The 16,609-nt window shown below is 56.3% G+C and carries 19 protein-coding genes and 1 riboswitch; of the genes, 7 read left to right on the forward strand and 12 right to left on the reverse strand.

Features of this window, described 5'->3' with window-relative positions; all coding sequences use genetic code 11:
* Positions 1-35 precede the first annotated feature (35 nt).
* The 4 genes from L1065_RS08740 to L1065_RS08755 all read right to left on the reverse strand — a co-directional run bounded on the left by L1065_RS08740 (position 36) and on the right by L1065_RS08755 (position 5,041).
* Positions 36-803 (reverse strand): glycosyltransferase family 25 protein, encoded by a 768-nt coding sequence (locus L1065_RS08740; protein WP_237095078.1) that lies wholly within the window; start codon positions 801-803, stop codon positions 36-38.
* A gap of 52 nt (positions 804-855) precedes the next feature.
* Entirely contained in the window at positions 856-1,656 is an 801-nt protein-coding gene (locus L1065_RS08745; protein WP_237095079.1) for a hypothetical protein, read from the reverse strand.
* Positions 1,657-1,802: 146 nt separating this feature from the next.
* Positions 1,803-3,953 (reverse strand): polyribonucleotide nucleotidyltransferase, encoded by a 2,151-nt coding sequence (pnp, locus tag L1065_RS08750; RefSeq protein WP_237095080.1) that lies wholly within the window; start codon positions 3,951-3,953, stop codon positions 1,803-1,805.
* Positions 3,954-4,153: 200 nt separating this feature from the next.
* Positions 4,154-5,041: a LysR family transcriptional regulator gene (locus tag L1065_RS08755; protein ID WP_237095081.1), complete on the reverse strand. Its 888-nt coding sequence runs from the start codon at positions 5,039-5,041 to the stop codon at positions 4,154-4,156.
* A gap of 94 nt (positions 5,042-5,135) precedes the next feature.
* On the opposite strand from L1065_RS08755, the gene L1065_RS08760 reads away from it, so the two are divergent.
* Complete coding sequence (locus L1065_RS08760; protein WP_237095082.1) at positions 5,136-6,197, forward strand: sodium-dependent bicarbonate transport family permease; 1,062 nt, start codon at positions 5,136-5,138, stop codon at positions 6,195-6,197.
* 63 nt (positions 6,198-6,260) lie between these two features.
* Here L1065_RS08760 and rpsO read toward each other — a convergent pair whose 3' ends face one another.
* Both rpsO and L1065_RS15875 read right to left on the reverse strand, forming a co-directional pair.
* Positions 6,261-6,530 carry a 30S ribosomal protein S15 gene (rpsO, locus tag L1065_RS08765; protein ID WP_237095083.1) on the reverse strand — a complete coding sequence of 90 codons (270 nt, stop codon included), beginning with the start codon at positions 6,528-6,530 and terminating at the stop codon, positions 6,261-6,263.
* Between the two features lie 129 nt (positions 6,531-6,659).
* Complete coding sequence (locus L1065_RS15875; RefSeq protein WP_305082547.1) at positions 6,660-7,595, reverse strand: calcium-binding protein; 936 nt, start codon at positions 7,593-7,595, stop codon at positions 6,660-6,662.
* 47 nt (positions 7,596-7,642) lie between these two features.
* Here L1065_RS15875 and L1065_RS08780 point away from each other — a divergent pair, with 47 nt between their 5' ends.
* A complete protein-coding gene (locus tag L1065_RS08780; RefSeq protein ID WP_237095084.1) occupies positions 7,643-7,783 on the forward strand; it encodes a hypothetical protein in 141 nt (46 codons plus the stop codon).
* Between the two features lie 48 nt (positions 7,784-7,831).
* Here L1065_RS08780 and L1065_RS08785 read toward each other — a convergent pair whose 3' ends face one another.
* Positions 7,832-8,725, reverse strand: coding sequence for an alpha/beta fold hydrolase (locus tag L1065_RS08785; RefSeq protein WP_237095085.1), 894 nt, complete (start codon positions 8,723-8,725; stop codon positions 7,832-7,834).
* Positions 8,722-9,228 carry a DUF1643 domain-containing protein gene (locus tag L1065_RS08790; RefSeq protein WP_237095086.1) on the reverse strand — a complete coding sequence of 169 codons (507 nt, stop codon included), beginning with the start codon at positions 9,226-9,228 and terminating at the stop codon, positions 8,722-8,724. Before L1065_RS08790 ends, L1065_RS08785 begins: the two co-directional genes overlap by 4 nt.
* A gap of 72 nt (positions 9,229-9,300) precedes the next feature.
* Positions 9,301-9,445: riboswitch (FMN riboswitch) on the forward strand.
* A 77-nt stretch (positions 9,446-9,522) separates the two neighbouring features.
* Between L1065_RS08790 and L1065_RS08795 the strand changes: the two genes are divergently transcribed.
* Positions 9,523-9,939 carry a 6,7-dimethyl-8-ribityllumazine synthase gene (locus L1065_RS08795; protein WP_237095087.1) on the forward strand — a complete coding sequence of 139 codons (417 nt, stop codon included), beginning with the start codon at positions 9,523-9,525 and terminating at the stop codon, positions 9,937-9,939.
* Here the strand turns inward: L1065_RS08795 and truB are convergent.
* Genes truB through rbfA form a run of 3 tightly spaced genes read right to left on the reverse strand, consistent with a single transcriptional unit; the run spans position 9,920 to position 11,951 of the window.
* On the reverse strand, positions 9,920-10,831 hold the full coding sequence (truB, locus tag L1065_RS08800) for a tRNA pseudouridine(55) synthase TruB (RefSeq protein WP_237095088.1): 912 nt from the start codon (positions 10,829-10,831) through the stop codon (positions 9,920-9,922). The genes L1065_RS08795 and truB overlap by 20 nt on opposite strands.
* A gap of 3 nt (positions 10,832-10,834) precedes the next feature.
* Positions 10,835-11,542, reverse strand: a complete 708-nt coding sequence (locus tag L1065_RS08805; RefSeq protein ID WP_237095089.1) for a phosphodiester glycosidase family protein — start codon at positions 11,540-11,542, stop codon at positions 10,835-10,837.
* A 1-nt stretch (position 11,543) separates the two neighbouring features.
* On the reverse strand, positions 11,544-11,951 hold the full coding sequence (gene rbfA / locus L1065_RS08810; protein WP_237095090.1) for a 30S ribosome-binding factor RbfA: 408 nt from the start codon (positions 11,949-11,951) through the stop codon (positions 11,544-11,546).
* Positions 11,952-12,028: 77 nt separating this feature from the next.
* Here rbfA and dapB point away from each other — a divergent pair, with 77 nt between their 5' ends.
* Both dapB and L1065_RS08820 read left to right on the forward strand, forming a co-directional pair.
* Positions 12,029-12,838, forward strand: coding sequence for a 4-hydroxy-tetrahydrodipicolinate reductase (dapB, locus tag L1065_RS08815; protein WP_237095091.1), 810 nt, complete (start codon positions 12,029-12,031; stop codon positions 12,836-12,838).
* 83 nt (positions 12,839-12,921) lie between these two features.
* Positions 12,922-13,275: a dihydrodipicolinate reductase gene (locus tag L1065_RS08820; protein WP_237095092.1), complete on the forward strand. Its 354-nt coding sequence runs from the start codon at positions 12,922-12,924 to the stop codon at positions 13,273-13,275.
* A 13-nt stretch (positions 13,276-13,288) separates the two neighbouring features.
* On the opposite strand, the gene L1065_RS08825 is transcribed toward L1065_RS08820, so the two are convergent.
* Positions 13,289-13,471: a DUF1674 domain-containing protein gene (locus tag L1065_RS08825; protein WP_237095093.1), complete on the reverse strand. Its 183-nt coding sequence runs from the start codon at positions 13,469-13,471 to the stop codon at positions 13,289-13,291.
* A 47-nt stretch (positions 13,472-13,518) separates the two neighbouring features.
* Between L1065_RS08825 and L1065_RS08830 the strand changes: the two genes are divergently transcribed.
* Together L1065_RS08830 and L1065_RS08835 are read left to right on the forward strand one after the other, a co-directional pair.
* On the forward strand, positions 13,519-14,769 hold the full coding sequence (locus tag L1065_RS08830) for a transcription antitermination factor NusB (protein ID WP_237095094.1): 1,251 nt from the start codon (positions 13,519-13,521) through the stop codon (positions 14,767-14,769).
* An 88-nt stretch (positions 14,770-14,857) separates the two neighbouring features.
* Positions 14,858-16,594, forward strand: coding sequence for a heparinase II/III family protein (locus L1065_RS08835; RefSeq protein WP_237095095.1), 1,737 nt, complete (start codon positions 14,858-14,860; stop codon positions 16,592-16,594).
* Positions 16,595-16,609: the final 15 nt, after the last annotated feature.

Consider the following 16,609-nt stretch of genomic DNA (forward strand, 5'->3'; position numbering starts at 1 on the left):
TCGTCGCAAATCCCTCGAACTTATTTGACGCGATTTCACAACGCGAAGTTGTCGAAAACCCCATTGATTTTAGAACGTATGGCGCGGATGCGCAGAGGGGTGCGCGATACTTGCTTGCGCCAAAAGGATAGCTTTTGCCGTCTGCCGAATGAAGCACCTAAGTCAATATCACTTTCAGCACCTGAGGGGGGGAATAGTGGCGGCAAGACTGCAAGCCCTCTGTTGTTTTGTGTGAACCGAATTCGAAAGTACTCGTCAATAGGGAGGCCAATGGCCGAATGATCATTCAGAAATGCTGTCGCGCCGCTCTTCGACCAAAGAAGCGCTGTCGTTAAGGTTGGGAAATAGTGAGCTCTATACAAATGGTAAGCACCAAATTTTGCTATGACCGAGCTATATTTAAGAGCAGCAGGTGCAAGATTGACGATGTCCCAAGCCTGCTTCGACTGACGCAGTCGTTCGGCTATGCGGACGAGGGTGTGTGCCGCGTCTTTAGTCATTATAGCGTCATCTTCTAGCACCAAGGCCATCTCATAGCTGGACGTCGCTAGTTCTTTTGCCACGGAAACATGGCTTTCATAACAGCCGATTTCCCCGCCCGACAGATGACGACCCAAAAACGTGTCTGTGATGTCAGGATCATAATTTGCATGTTCTTCAACAACAAGCTCTCGTCCATCGAATGCGTCAACGAACCTATAGTCAAGTCCAAGCGCCGACATTTGAGCGGAAATAGCCCGTCTCCTTTCATAGGCGTCATGAAGGCTGATGATATAAATTGGAGGCATTTCCGTATCTCTCAAATTAGACTGGAATTCAAAACGGTTCTTTCTAATTTAACATCTGTTAAGGAGGCTAGGCGGGCGGTTCCAAGATGTTTTCATAGGCGAATTTATTAACAAAGCACTTAGATGGAAGCCTTCCATCATAATCTTCCAACAGGATTTTTCGGAGTCTCGATCCCCATAAGTGCAGTGCCCAAGCATTGTCAGGAATTTCAGAAATCTTGATAGCGTCATCAAGCGCAAACAGATGTGTCTGATGGAGAGGTACGTGATAGAAAGCAGAGATCGGCAAGGCAAATTTGTCCTCTTCTGTTTCCTGCATGTGATATGTAAGGCCTAAAGGTCCAAGTGCTCCCCAAGTCCATTGATCAACAGTGTATCTCGTGAAGCGCGCGCGCATCGAATACTTAATTTTCCTAAAACCCCTGAGGTTAGGAATCGGTGGTACACCATGCGATGTCGGGCCATAACGCGATAAAGCCTGCAATGCTGATGAGGTCTTTGGCAGTCGTAGCACGGCACCATTAAGAGTGTGCTTGTCCTCCCAACCTATAAAATAGTCTGGTGCATTATCGAAGCTGCGCAGGGCGAGAATGTCCAAGTCTACCCATATTTCATCCGTTTGACTCAAAAGTGCGTATCGAAAGAGATCCGAATGAAGTGCAGGACTTTTCGTTTTTTTGTGTAGAACAATTGGATCCGACGGAAAAATTAAAGAAGCGTCTTCGTTAACAGCTCCATTGGGTAAATTTTTTATGGGCTCAGTGGAATAGATCGTAATTTGATCGCCAGTATTCATGAACGAGGCGATGGATGCTTGTTCGATTTCACCAAGTGTATCGCCGTACCAGAAGCTTGCTAATTTTGCCAATTTCTCACTCAGTCTGTGGTGAACATTACGAGTTTAACATCCAAAAGGTTGGTCCGGGCGGCTTTTTTGCAGCCCTTTTGTTGTTGTACCCAAAAAGCCCCGCTGTTTCCAGCAGGGCCTTTCCTGTCTTAGCGGTCAAAGGGGGTTTATTCCTCTTCGTCGCCTTTTTTCTTTTTAGGCTCGTCTTTGATTTCTTCGCCAGTTTCCTGATCAACGACTTTCATCGACAGGCGCACTTTGCCGCGATCGTCAAAGCCAAGCAGTTTGACTTTCACGTCCTGGCCTTCTTTCAGAACATCCGAAGGATGGTTCAAGCGGCGGTTTTCGATCTGGGATACATGCACCAGACCATCGCGTTTGCCAAAGAAGTTCACGAAAGCGCCGAAGTCGACGATTTTGACGACTTTGCCGTTATAGATCTGACCTTCTTCAGGCTCTGCCACGATCGAGTGGATCATGTCATAGGCCTTCTGGATGGCTTCGGCGTTGGGGCTTGCGATCTTGATTGTGCCTTCGTCGTTGATGTCGACTTTCGCGCCCGACACTTCGACGATTTCACGGATCACTTTACCGCCCGAACCGATCACTTCGCGGATTTTGTCCGTTGGGATCTGCATAGTTTCGATGCGTGGTGCGTGTGCACTGAATTCACCGGCGCCTGAGATGGCCTTGTTCATCTCGCCCAGAATGTGCATGCGGCCGTCCTTGGCTTGGGCCAAGGCTTTTTCCATGATTTCTGGCGTGATGCCTGCAACCTTGATGTCCATCTGTAGCGAGGTGATACCGTTTTCGGTGCCAGCCACTTTGAAGTCCATGTCGCCGAGGTGATCTTCGTCGCCCAAGATGTCCGACAGGATCGCGTAGGAGCCGTCGTCCTCAAGGATCAGACCCATGGCCACACCAGCCACAGCCGATTTCAGCGGCACGCCAGCGTCCATCATGGACAGCGACCCACCACAGACCGACGCCATCGAGGACGAGCCGTTCGATTCAGTGATCTCGGACACAACGCGAATTGTGTAGGGGAAGTCTGTCGCGGCAGGCAGAACGGCCTGAAGCGCGCGCCATGCCAGTTTACCGTGACCAATTTCACGGCGACCGGGAGGGCCAAAGCGACCCACTTCACCAACCGAATAGGGGGGGAAGTTATAGTGCAGCAGGAAGTTCGACTTATACATGCCTTGCAGGCTGTCGATCATCTGCTCGTCGTCGCCTGTGCCCAATGTGGTCACAACCAGACCTTGGGTTTCGCCGCGTGTGAACAGGGCCGAGCCGTGTGTGCGTGGCAAGAAGCCTGTTTCGGAAACGATGTCACGGATTTCGTCAGTCTTACGACCGTCGATGCGCTTGCCGTTTTTCACAACGTCGCCGCGCAGAACCGAGCTTTCCAGCTTTTTGAGCGCCGAACCAAGGTTTGCATCTTCCAGTTGCTCTTCGCTCAAGGACGCTTTGATTTCGTCTTTGGCAGCGGCAACGGCCGATGTGCGCTCTTGCTTGTCGGTGATTGCGTAAGCGGCGCGCATTTTGTCTTCGCCCGCTTTCTGAACCGCAGCAAACAGGTCGCTGTAGTCAGGCGCTTGGAAGTCAAACGGCTCTTTCGCGCAGTCTTCGGCCAGATCAATGATCAGGTCGATAGCAGGCTGGATTTGCTCGTGGGCGAATTTCACTGCGCCAAGCATTTCTTCTTCGGTCAGCTCGTAGGCTTCTGATTCAACCATCATCACGGCGTCTTTTGTGCCGGCAACAACCAGATCAAGGCGTTGATCAGGGTTGTTTTTCAGGTCGTGCATGTCGTCCATTTCAGGGTTCAGGATGTAGTCGCCATCCTCATACCCCACACGGCAGGCACCGATCGGGCCCATGAACGGCGCGCCCGAGATTGTCAGGGCAGCCGACGCCGCGATCATCGCGATCATGTCTGGGTCGTTGACGCCGTCGTGCGACAGGACGGTGCAGATCACCAGAACTTCGTTTTTGAAGCCAGGCACGAACAAGGGGCGAATGGGGCGGTCGATCAGACGCGATGTCAGCGTCTCTTTTTCCGTGGGGCGGGCTTCGCGTTTGAAAAAGCCACCAGGCACTTTACCAGCCGCGTAGTATTTCTCGTTGTAGTGAACAGTCAGCGGGAAGAAGTCTTGACCCGGCTTTTGTTCTTTTGCGAACGTGACGTTCGCCATGACGGAGGTTTCACCATATGTGGCGATGACCGAACCGTCAGCCTGACGGGCAACCTTGCCCGTTTCCAGTGTCAGCGTTTCTTCGCCCCACTGGATCGATTTTTTAGTAACATTAAACATCTAGCGTTTCCTGTGTCGGGCCTGTCTCGGCGTTCCGAGTGCCCTTTTGTCATTGGCGGCCCCATTGCCGCCGACCCCAATCCTTTTGCACAACGCCGGGGTCTGTAGCGTTACGTCTCAGATGCGGGGCGTTTAGCGGAATTGGCGTTGAAAGGAAAGCCTTGTGATCTGCGACCTTTAGCTGCTGCGCTTCGCATGTTTCACCTGCGCTTTGTAGCCTCGCGCGCAGCGTCCAGCAGATGGGCCAGCAGGGGGTGGGGGAACCGTCTGCTGCGCGTAACCGCAAAAAAGCTTTCGTGGATATGAAGGGGAAGTGTCGATGTCACCAGCCGTCCGTTGGCCAATTCGTCCGCCACCACAACCGAGGGCGCCACGGCCAGGCCCGCGCCAGCGCGCGCCAGCAGGCGCACCATCGCCATATCATCGACATCCGCCACAATGCGCGGCTGCACATCCAGTTGATCGGCCAGACCAAAGAAACCACTGCGCAAGGTCGGCTCGGTCGGTAGGATGAAGGATGCCGCGGCGAACATCGCTTTGAGACTTTCGTAGTCGATCAAATCAGGGCGCCCGTGGATCGCGACGGGCTGGTCAGCCAAGCGATGCGCCGTGATGTCAGGGCCAATTGCGCGGCGCGGCGCAGCGGTGGTCAGCATGACATCCAGATTGAGACTGTCCAGATCCGCAAGCAGATCATCTTCGCTGCCTGATCGCAGCACGATTTCGACATCAGACCGTTCCAGAACGGGCGCGAGAAACTGCATCTGAAAATTGCGCGAAAGGGTCGACAAGGCACCGACCCGCAAAGGGGGCATTGCCGTGTTGGTTTGACTGAGCGTTGCAAGAAGCTCGTCCCCTGTTTCAAAAATCCGGTCTGCATAGTCCAGCGCGATGCGGCCTTCTTCGGTCAGTTCAAGGGCGCGTCCCACGCGCGCAAACAACGGGTGGCCGATGCGCGCTTCGAGCGTTTTGATTTGGGTGGAGAGCGCAGATTGCGACAGGTTCAGACGTTCTGCCGCGCGGGTCAGGTTCCCTTCGTGGGCGACCTGCCTGAAATATCGCAGATGATGATAGTTCAGTTGCTCCATGTTCTAAATAATAGAACAAAAATCAGCAAAAGATATATTTTTCTTCTTTGCTGCTGCGTCATATCTCGTCCTTCAGGAAAAAGGGGGCCACGTGATGGACATGATAGCGGAGATACTGGCAACGATTGTCGCGCAGTTGCAAAAGCCGACATTGGCTTTTTTGATGGGGGGGATGCTGCTGGCTGCGATGGGAAGCAAGCTGCAGGTGCCGGATGCGGTTTACAAATTCATCGTGATGGTTTTGTTGCTGAAAATCGGTCTTGGCGCGGGCATTTCCGTGCGCGAAGCGGATCTGATTGCCCTTGCCGTGCCTGCCGCCGGGGCGGCGTTGATCGGTGTCGCGATTGTGGTGGTAGGCGGGCAAACATTGGCCAAACGTAAAGGCGTGTCTGCGATGGACGGGATGGCCACAGCAGGTGTGTTCGGGGCCGTATCCGCCTCAACGCTTGCGGCGGGCATGGCGATGCTGGACGCAGAACAGATCGCTTACGAAGGGTTCATCGGCGCACTTTACCCCTTTATGGATGTGGCGGCTTTGGTGACGGCCATTGTTCTGGCGAGGGTTCAGGCACAGCGTGCACAGGCCACCCAAAACGCAGGCGGTGGCACCATGACCATGGGTGGTGGCGCCCGCCGCAGTGCCGGCGCTGTCGAAAAAGGTCTGGTCCAAGGCATCATGCTCGACACATTTCGGAGCCCTGCCATTTCCGCGTTGGTTTTGGGGATTGCCATAGGCATTTTGGGGCGGCCGGAAAGCGTATACGCCAGTTTTTACGAACCACTGTTTCGGGGCCTTTTGTCGGTGCTGATGCTGGTCATGGGAATGGAAGCATGGGCCAGGTTGTCAGAACTGCGCAAGGTCGCGCACGTCTATATTTTCTATGGGATCGCAGGACCGATTTTGCACGGGATGATCGGCTTTGGGGTTGGACTGGGGGCGCATTATTTTACCGGGTTTTCCGCTGGTGGTGTGGTGCTTTTGTCAATTATGTCCGCGTCCAGTTCGGATATCTCGGGCCCGCCCACAATGCGTGCTGCCCTCCCAGAGGCGAACCCTTCCGCCTATGTCGGGGCGTCCACGGGACTGGGAACACCGGTGGCCATTCTGTCGATCCCGCTGTTCATGGCGCTGGCAGATTGGGCGATTGGCTTTTGACATAAAAAAAACCGCCCCTCCGGTTTGGTAGGGGCGGTTTGATCTGTGTAGGTCAGGGTCGGATTAGCGACGCAGGCCCAGACGTTTGATCAGGTCCTGATAACGGGCCTCATCCTTGCCACGCACGTAGTCCAGAAGCTTGCGGCGCTGTGCCACCATCTTCAACAGACCGCGACGACCGTGGTTGTCTTTTTTGTGTGTTTTGAAGTGCTCTGTCAAAGTCGCGATGCGCGACGACAAGATTGCAACCTGAACTTCGGGCGAACCAGTGTCGCCGTCTTTGGTTGCAAAATCCTTCATGATTTGCGCTTTGTTTTCAGCAGTAATCGACATCGGGGTCTCCTTTGAGGTTAGAGTGATGGCGCGAGCCGGGATGTCGTCCAGCAAGGCCCATGGAGTGTCTGACCACGTCAGCCAGATGCGGGCGTATAGAAAGATTCCTGCGTGAAGGAAAGAAGTTTCTTAGCCCATCGGTGCCAACACAGTGCCATACGCATCACTTAGCCCCATGAGCGATATCTGCGAAGGATCTGTGATCACTGTATTGTCGAGGGTCGAGATCGTCTCGCCGTTCAGTTGCACCTCGGTCTGGCCAGCGTCGTTCAAAACGACCCTCACGTCTGGTTCTGCAGCGTCGTTGGTGTCGTCAAAAACAATCACCAATGTGTCCTCATCGGGATTAAAGTCGGTAATCAATGCGTCGCCGCTGGCCAACCAATCGCCTAACACAAATGTGTCTGCCCCTGATCCACCTGTAAGCATGTCGTTGGCGCCGCCGAATATGACATCGTCCCCCGCGCCGCCGTTCAGGACATCGGTTGTGTCGCTCTGAAAATCGTCATCGCCATAAAGCGCGTCATCACCCGAACCGCCGCTGAGCATGTCCGCGCCATCACCACCTTTGAGAAGATCACTCTCGTCACCGCCTGACAAAACATCATTTCCTGCATGGCCGTAGAGCGTATCTGCCCCTTCATCACCTGCCAGAATATCATTACCGTCCCCGCCGCCGATATCATCATCGCCAAGGCCACCATTCAGGTGGTCATCGCCATCTCCACCGTTCATCAGGTCGTTACCTGCGTCGCCGTTCAACGCATCATCGTTCTGACCGCCAAGAACCGTGTCATGACCATTACCCCCTGTAAGGGTGTCGTCACCACTGTTGCCGCTGAGCAGGTCATCCCCGTCCCCACCGCTAAGCACGTCATCGCCTTCATAGCCAATGATGTCATTGTCCGCATTGTCCCCGATCAGGATGTCCGCATTGGGCGAGCCAAGCATTGGCGCGTCTTGGTCTTCGGCTTCCATATCCTCGGATGTGGTGTCCTCGTCGGTGGAAAAATCCAGCGCTGACGCCAGAAAGGCAATTCCTACAAGTGATAACAGCCCCAACATAGCGGCCCCCTTTTTTGTCATTCGCGTCCAAACAAATGGACGCCCCCATGACGTTTGAGCCGCTGGTGGACGCAAAAATCCAGAACTTCCTAGGGTTGTGGTTAATCGATGTAACGATGATGGCAGACCAAGGGCAGACCCGCCCCTGTGGCGCTGAAAACCAAGGAAACATCAGGGCATTTCCCTAATTTTAGCCTCGAATTTTAGAGACCTTGGGTGGCGCCCATCAAAACGACTCAGTCACTGTCTGCAAAAAATGGCAGGAATGTCGCCAGCACATCTTGAGGGGCTTCTTCCATGGCGAAGTGTCCGCTGACACAGGACGCGTCGGTCAGATCCGTTGCCCAAGCCTCCCACAAGGCGCGGGGCTTGCCAGTCTGCGCAGGAAATCCACCTTCTGCCCAGAGAAACCGAAGCGGCGCCGCGATCTTGTGGCCTTGCTTGCGATCGGCTTCATCCAGGGTTTTGTCAAAGGTTGCGCCTGCGCGGTAGTCAGCGCACATCGCATGAATGCGTGCGGGGTCTTCGGCCTGCGCCAGATAGCTTTCAAGCGCGGCATCGGAAAACGCGGCAGATGATTTTCCAAGCGTCCAGCTTTCAAGTGTGTGCAGGATGTAGCCCCTTGGATCAGCCCCAATCAATGTTTCGGGCATCGGGGCAGGCTGCGCGAGGAAGGTCCAATGATAGGCTTTCATGGCCAGATCAGCATTCCAAGAGGCCCAAAAATCCCCTGTCGGGACGATCTCGATGATGCCAAGCTTTCTCAAACGGGTCGGGTGATCCAACGCAAAGCGGTAGGCCACGCGCCCACCGCGGTCATGGCCGAGGATATGGGCGCGTTCAATTTGTAGGGCATCCATCATACCAAGGATATCTTGGGCCATTGTGCGTTTGGAATAGGTGCTGTGCTGTGGGCAATCACCGGGTGGGGCATCGCTGTGGCCATACCCGCGCAGGTCGGGAATGATCACATGGAAATGCGCGGCCAAAGCTGGCGCAACTTTTTCCCAACAGTGGTGGTTCTGGGGATATCCATGGAGCAAAATCAGCGGTTCGCCTTCGCCTGCCTGATGGACCGACAGGCGGATCCCGTTTGTTTTGACATCGCTTTGTGTGAAGCCGCTGATCATGCCCATTCCATCGGTTGTTGTGTGTAGCTGATGTAAAGCGGATGTTTGGGATGACCCGCTTTTGACAGACCCAAGTGAAACAGCGGTTTTGGCTGGCTGCGCAAAATCTCCTCCATCCGCGGGCCACGTCCCATGTGTTCGCCGTGCGTGCCCCATGCGCAAATGATCGTGTCCGCGCGGTTTGCTTCGGTCAGAATTGTTTCGTCGTTCGCAGGGCCAACGGGATCGGCCGCTTTGCGCATTTTGAACGGGTCGGTGTCGCGCCACGCGAATATGTTGGTCACGCAAAAACTGCCAAAGCCCAGGGTGCGGGCGCGGCGCTCGCACCTCTCGACGGTTGGGTCGTTTTGCACTTCGGTCGCGGTTGAGGGGTTCAGCATGACAAACAATGCACGCGTGCCACCGCTGTCCCAAACGCGTGTCAGGCTGTAGCGGTATGCCTCACAATCCGAGTAGACAGCTGTTGATGGGGCGTCGCCCTTGGTATGCGTGCGCGTAATCATGGGCCGAGTGATACGCGCCCCACGCCACAATGAAAATGGCCTTGTGTCGTGCAACATACACGGGCTAAGTGGCCGTGTTCTCAGGGCGGGGCGCAATTCCCCACCGGCGGTATGTTGGCAGCAACGAGCCCGCGAGCGCCTTTGCCATGCAAAGGGTCTAGCAGATCAGGTGAGAGGCCTGAGCCGACAGTGATAGTCTGGATGAAAGAGAGCGAAGGGACCGTAGGCCATTGGGTCATGCGGGCCTTCGGGATCGCCTTGGGTGACGTGTCTGTTACGCAAAGGAGAAATTACATGACACACACCCGATATGCGTTCATCAAAGCGGCATGGCACAGCGACATCGTTGACCAGGCGCTTGTAGGTTTTACGCAAAAAATTCCGACAGAGCAGGTTGATGTATTCGACGTTCCAGGTGCGTTCGAGATGCCGCTTCTTGCCCAAAAGCTGGCACGCAGTGGCACGTATCGCGCAATCGCAGCGGCGGCGTTGGTGGTGGACGGCGGCATCTACCGTCATGATTTTGTGGCCAGTGCGGTGGTCGACGGGCTGATGCGCGTCGGCCTCGACGAAGGGGTGCCTGTGCTGTCGGTGTCATTGACGCCGCATCATTTCCAACCCACGCCGCACCACATCGGCATTTACAAAGATCACTTCATCGAAAAAGGGCGCGAAGCGGCAGATGCAGCGCTTATGCTGGCGGCAGATTGAACACGCGCGAGGGATGAAGCTCACCTGATTTGAACCGCCCCACAGCGACGGGTTGGCCTTGGTGGCTGACCCAACATTCGTCGCCGTACTGCGCCATGCCAATCGCCAAAGCAGGGTTGCCATTGCGCAGCTTTGCAGCGGCTTCGGCTGTGCAGGTCAGCTGTGTTATCTCGCTCAGGCCCACGTCGATGGGCAGAAGAAACGGCATCAGGTGATCTGTCTTGGCGTGTTCTTCAACCAACGCCAACGCAATGCCATCTTCCACATCAAAGGGCCCTGACCACAGGCGACGCAACCATTTCACGTGCCCGTAGCACCCAAGCGTCTGGCCCAAATCCCGCGCGATTGAACGGACGTATCCGCCTTTGCCGCAGGTCATCTCAAGTGTGGCATGATCGGCATCTGCGCGATCGGTCAATACCAGCTCTTCGACAAAAAGTGGGCGCGCGGCGATGTCCATCTCCTCGCCGTCGCGTGCACGTTTATAAGCACGCTCTCCATCAATTTTCACCGCAGAGAATTGGGGCGGAACCTGTTCAATATCGCCGACGAATTTCTGTAGCGCATCCTTGATCTGCGTGTCCGTCGGGCGTGCATCGGATGTCTGGATCACTTCGCCCTCGGCATCGTCGGTGTTTGTCGCCTGCCCGAAACGCACTTCGAATGCGTAGGCCTTCATCGCATCGGTCACATAAGGGATGGTCTTTGTCGCCTCGCCAAGGGCAATCGCCAGAAGGCCCGTGGCGTCGGGATCAAGCGTGCCCGCGTGCCCCGCTTTTTTGGCGTCAAAAGCCCAACGCACTTTGTTGACAACAGCGGTAGATGTCGGCCCGGCAGGCTTGTCGATGATGATCCAGCCGTTGATGTCACGGCCTTTCTTACGGCGCCCCATGGCTTATTCCTTTACAGACAGGATTGGACCCATGGTTTGTCCGATGTCAGACCGGCCAAGCGCAGGCGCATGTAGTTTTGACACACGTCCGTCGAAATAAAGGGCATTGGGTGTCTTGAGGTGATCACGAAAGAACGTGGCCATTTCATGGAACGTGACGCTGTCATTGGAGATAACAAAATGCACGGTTTTCCCATCGGCCGATGTGCCAACGCCGTTGCGGACGTTGCGAAATGTGCTGTCGGGCAAGAACCGTGGGTGTAGTGCGCCGTCAATCACCAGCATTGGGCCCGATTGGGTGGCATGGACACACGCGGGACGCGCGGCCTGATAGGCCAGCGTTTCAATGACGTGCGCGCTGTCTTCCATGACGCAAAAAATACCGTTGGGCAGAAGCCCGAAGTTACCTGGCCCCGCGTTAGGGATCACGCGCATCTCTTCTTTGCCATTCTCAACATAATGGCCAACCGGGTCGCGATCTGCGTGATACATGCCTGCGTTCATCGCAAACGCGGTGCTGCCTTGCAGCGTTTCAAGGCGCCGAAATGTCCCGATAATGTCGCCTTCTGGATCACGCAAATGCAGATCGATCTTCGAAGGGTCGCTGACCTCGCAATGGGTATAGCTGAGCCCCTCATAGGTCAGATCTGTGCAGGTCACTGCCTCTGCCGATGCGGGCGCAAAGAAAAATAGGGCCGCAAGAACGCGCATCTTAATCGTCCTGATCCGGTGTAAGGTCTTGGCGGACGTGATCATCGGCAAACATGCGGCGGGTGTCGTCCATCCGGTCAAACGTATCATCAATACGAAAGCGCAGATCGGGGCTAAATTTCAGCGTCAGCTGTTTGCCGATTGCGCGGCGCAATTCGCCCTTGTTGCGTTTGAGCGCATCGATCGCCTCTTCTTTGCCCTGCCCGCCAAGGGGCAAGACATAGGCGGTGGCGATTTTCAGATCAGGGGATGTTGTCACTTCGCCAACAGTGATGGACATGCGATTAAGGTCGGGGTCATGGATATCCCCGCGGTTCAGCACGTCAGAAAGCGTGCGGCGGATCAGTTCCCCCACACGAAGTTGCCGTTGCGACGGTCCGCCGCCAGTATCAAATCGGTTCTTAGCCATATGGGGCATGTATGACGAAACCTCTTCCTTGCCAAGCGCGTGTGTCGTAAGGATCGGCGGAATTACGGAGGGTCATCATGTCGGATTTACCAGGTATCGTCGTCACAGGTGCAAGCGGTCGCATGGGCCAGATGCTCTGTCAGACCATCGCGCAAAGCGATCGTGCGCGGCTTGTCGGCGTTGTGGAACGTGCGGGCCATGACTGGATCGGGCGTGACATCGGTGCGGCAATGGGCGGCGCAGACCTTGGCGTGACAGTAACGGATGATGCTTTGGCGGCATTTGCTAAGGCCCAAGCCGTGATTGATTTCACGGCACCCGAGGCGACACTTGAATTTGCGGCATGGGCTGCGCAGGCCCGTGCGGTGCACGTCATCGGAACCACGGGCTTTACCGACAGCCAGATCGAAAAACTGGAGCCCGCCTCACGCCACGCGGTGCAGGTGCGGGCGGGCAACATGTCTTTGGGTGTGAACCTTTTGGTAAAACTGACCGAAAAAGTGGCGGCTGCTTTGGACGAAGACTTTGATATTGAAGTGATCGAAGCACACCACCATCACAAGGTGGATGCGCCCAGTGGAACAGCCCTCATGCTTGGGGAAGCGGCGGCGGCGGGACGTGGTGTGGACTTGAACGATGTGCGCGACAGTGGACGCGATGGCATCACAGGGGCCCGCAAACGCGGTGATATCGGTTTTGCGGCCATTCGGGGCGGCGACATTGTGGGCGAACATGATGTGCTGTTCGCAGCTGCGGGGGAACGGATCGTTTTGCGGCATCTTGCGACGGACCGCGCTATCTTTGCGCGCGGTGCCCTGAAAGCTGCCCTTTGGGGGCAAAATAAATCGCCCGGCCAGTATGATATGATGGATGTTCTGGGCCTCTGACAGGTTTGTGAAGACCTTGTTAAGTGATCTGATTGTATAACTGGGTCGTATCTCCTTTGTAAAACCACTGGAAACGCGGACCCATGACACGATTGATCGCACTTATCTTTGCACTTTCACTGCCAGCTGCGGCGCTTGCCGACGGCTTTGCGAAAGTGGCTGACAAGAACCGATTTGTCAGCCTGGTACAGAACAAACAGCTGCATTATCCAGGCATCCGTTTGAACGTGACCCCCGATGGCAAGATCGTTGGCCGTGCGCTTGGACGGGAGGTGACAGGCGGATGGTCGTGGCAATCAGGTTACTTCTGCCGCGAAATTTTTTGGGGCACCCGCGAGATCGGGTATAATTGCCAAGAGGTGCGGGTCAGCGGTGACAAGCTGCGTTTTACCTCAGACAAAGGCACTGGCCGCTACGCTGACCTAACCCTCAAATAAGCGCAAACCGCGATCAGAAATCGATCGCTATGCCCTTCTTTTCCCAATCACCATAGCGCACAGGCTCGGGACCATCGCGCCCGCCAAGTTCTGGCGGCAATTCAGCGTCCTTGGCCGCCTTGCGGCGCTGTTCTGCCTCGGCAAGGGCGCGTTTGGCAGCTTCGGGCAAATCGGGTGTTTTTGTTGCATCACTCATACGGCTGATATACGCCGCGGCCTGTGCACAATCAAGGAGGCCTGCCCGTGGCCGACACAGGACTTCCCGCAAGGCGCGCTGCGTTAAAACTGATTGAAGGTGTCTGCTCGGAGGGGCGCTTGATCCCCGAAATGATCGGCGGCCTGGATCATCTGAGTGCCCCTGACCGCGCCCGCGCACAGCGTCTGGCGCTTCAGACTTTGCGCCATCTTGATAAATGCGACCGTGTTCTGAAACCCTATCTGAAGAAAACGCCGCCTGATTTGGTTATGAATATCCTGCGTTTGGGCGTGGTAGAGCTCTGCGAGGACGGGGCCGCTGCGCATGGAGTTGTGAACTCCGGCGTGACACTTGCCAGCAAGCTTCCGCGCGTCGGGCACATGAAGGGCATGGTTAATGCAGTCCTGCGCAAAGTCGCGGCAGAAGGTCCGGGTGCTTGGGCCAAAGCGCCCGCGTCGCGCATTCCCAACTGGCTGCGCGGTCCATTGATGCAGGCATGGGGCCGTAAGGCGGTCGAAACAATGGAAGCGGTTGCGGCCCAAACGCCGCCGTTGGACATCACGGCAAAAGGCGCGCCACCAGAAGGTGCTGTCGCCTTGCCAACAGGCTCTTACCGCTTGGCGCAATACAGCCAGGTCACCAAGCTGGATGGCTACGCAAGTGGCGCATGGTGGGTGCAGGATGCGGCGGCCGCCTTGCCCGTGCAGGTGCTTGCACCGCAATCGGGCGAAGATGTGCTGGATCTGTGTGCAGCCCCTGGCGGCAAGACGCTGCAACTGGCCGCTGCAGGCGCCAAAGTCACGGCGGTAGATGACAACGCAAACCGCATGCAGCGCGTGACAGAAAACCTGTTGCGAACGGGCTTGAAGGCAAAAACCGTCGTGCAGGACGCGTTGACCTTCGAAGGCCAGTTTGATGCGGTGCTTTTGGACGCGCCATGTTCGGCCACGGGAACGATGCGCCGTCATCCCGATTTGCCACATGCAAAAGACGGATCAGATTTTGGCGCCCTTATTCAGCTTCAGGCGAAAATGCTGCGTCATGCGATGACACTGGTCAAACCCGGTGGCAGGTTGGTGTTTTGCACCTGCTCTCTTCTGCCTGACGAGGGCGAGGTGCACATCGACGAGCTGGAGTTGCCAAGCGACTGGCATATTGACGCCGATGCGTGCCGCCTTGCGGGGGTCCAAGACCATTGGCTGACAAGTGAAGGTGGTTTACGTCTGCGCCCTGACTACTGGGCCGACACGGGCGGAATGGATGGCTTTTACATCGCCTGTCTGCGTCGCGCCGCCTAAACCCCGCTGTCATAAATTGCGCGGATGACAGGCATCACCCGAATAGGATAGACTGTCGACATAATAACAAACGAGACGGGCAGTTTCGGTGAAAAACAGTAATGAAAATGGCAGCCGCCGTGTGCGGTGGGCCAACCGTTATCACGCGTGGCGCGTTGCAAAAACGCCAGCGGCCACAGGGTTTGTCAGCACACCAGAGCCGCGCACAATCGGGACCGTGGCAAGAGGGCGTCAGATCCTTGCGGGCAACCTTTTGTTCGCTGGTGAATTGGTCGAAGCGCCAAACACCGCCTTGTGGGATGTGGCTATGCCAACCGCGACCTTCGAGGCGGAAGCGCACGGGTTCACGTGGCTTGATGATTTGGCGGCGGTTGGAGAGGCCAAAGCAGGCGATATCGCGGCGCAGTGGGTCCATGCGTGGATTGCGCGTTTTCCACCTGCCGCACAGCCTGCGTGGTCGCCCAATCTGACGGGGCGCCGTCTGATACGCTGGATCAACAATGCTATTTTTGTTCTGCGCGGACAGGACAAGGCGTTGTCCGATGAGTTTTACAAATCGCTCTCTGTTCAAACAGAATACCTTGCGCGGCGGTGGAATATTCTTGCCCCGGGCCTGCCGCGTTTCGAGGCGCTGGTCGGCATGATCTATGCGGGTTTGGCATTGGAAGGGATGCGCCATCACGTGGCGCCCGCGATGGCTGCACTTGCGGCTGATTGCGAACACCTGATTGATGCGGGCGGCGCAATAGAGACGCGCAATCCAGAAGAGCTGTTGGATATCCTGACACTTTTGACGTGGGTCACTCAAAGCGCAGAAGATGCAGGCCAAGACCCCGTACCACAGGTGCGCGCAGCGGTTCAACGCATCGGCCCGACGTTGCGCGCTTTGCGCCACGCCGACGGTGGTCTGGCCCGCTTTCACGGGGGCGGGCGCGGCCCTGATGGTAAACTGGACACGGCTCTTGCCGCGACAGGGCACAAAGAGATGTCGGAGGGCCCGACCGCGATGGGCTTTGCACGTCTAAGCGCAGGTCGCACCAGTGTGATCATAGATGCAGCGCCGCCGCCATCTGGCGTGGCGGCAAAGCGGGCGCATGCCAGCACGCTGGCGTTTGAGCTGACATCAGGGCGGCGACCTTTGATCGTGAATTGCGGGGCGGGGGCTTCTTTCGGGGATAGGTGGGCGCGGGCAGGCCGCGCGACACCCTCTCATTCGGTGCTTTGCCTTGAGGGGCTGTCATCTGCGCAGTTGCCAACCACTGGCGATGTGTTGGTGGGCGGTCCACGCGATGTCCAGATGGAGCGCCGCCGCACCGATAAGGCGCATGTGCTTGAAGCCGCGCATGACGGCTGGACCCGCATCAACGGCCTGACCCATATCCGCGCACTTGAGCTTTCAACGGACGGGCGCAGCCTTTCGGGAAGCGATACGCTGACCACCCTGTCAAACGAGGAAAAACAACGGTTTGACAAAGCCCTCGATGCCACCGCTTTGCAGGGCATCGCATATACAATTCGCTTTCATCTGCATCCCGATGTCGAAGCCAGTCTGGATATGGCGGGGGCTGCTGTATCGATGGTTTTACGGTCCGGCGAAATCTGGGTTTTCCGTCATGACGGGACAGCGCAGCTTTCTCTGGAGCCATCGGTCTATCTGGAAAGAGGACGTGTTAGCCCGCGTGCGACAATGCAGATTGTGTTATCTGCCAAAGCTATGGCATACGCGAGCCGCATTCGTTGGTCACTGGCCAAAGCGCAAGAAACCCCGATCGCCGTTCGGGATATTGAGCGCGCCAAAGACCTAGACGATCTGAAAACCGACTAAAGGACTGCTGCCGCT

The organism is Nereida sp. MMG025 (genome assembly GCF_021654165.1).
Classification (GTDB): domain Bacteria; phylum Pseudomonadota; class Alphaproteobacteria; order Rhodobacterales; family Rhodobacteraceae; genus Nereida.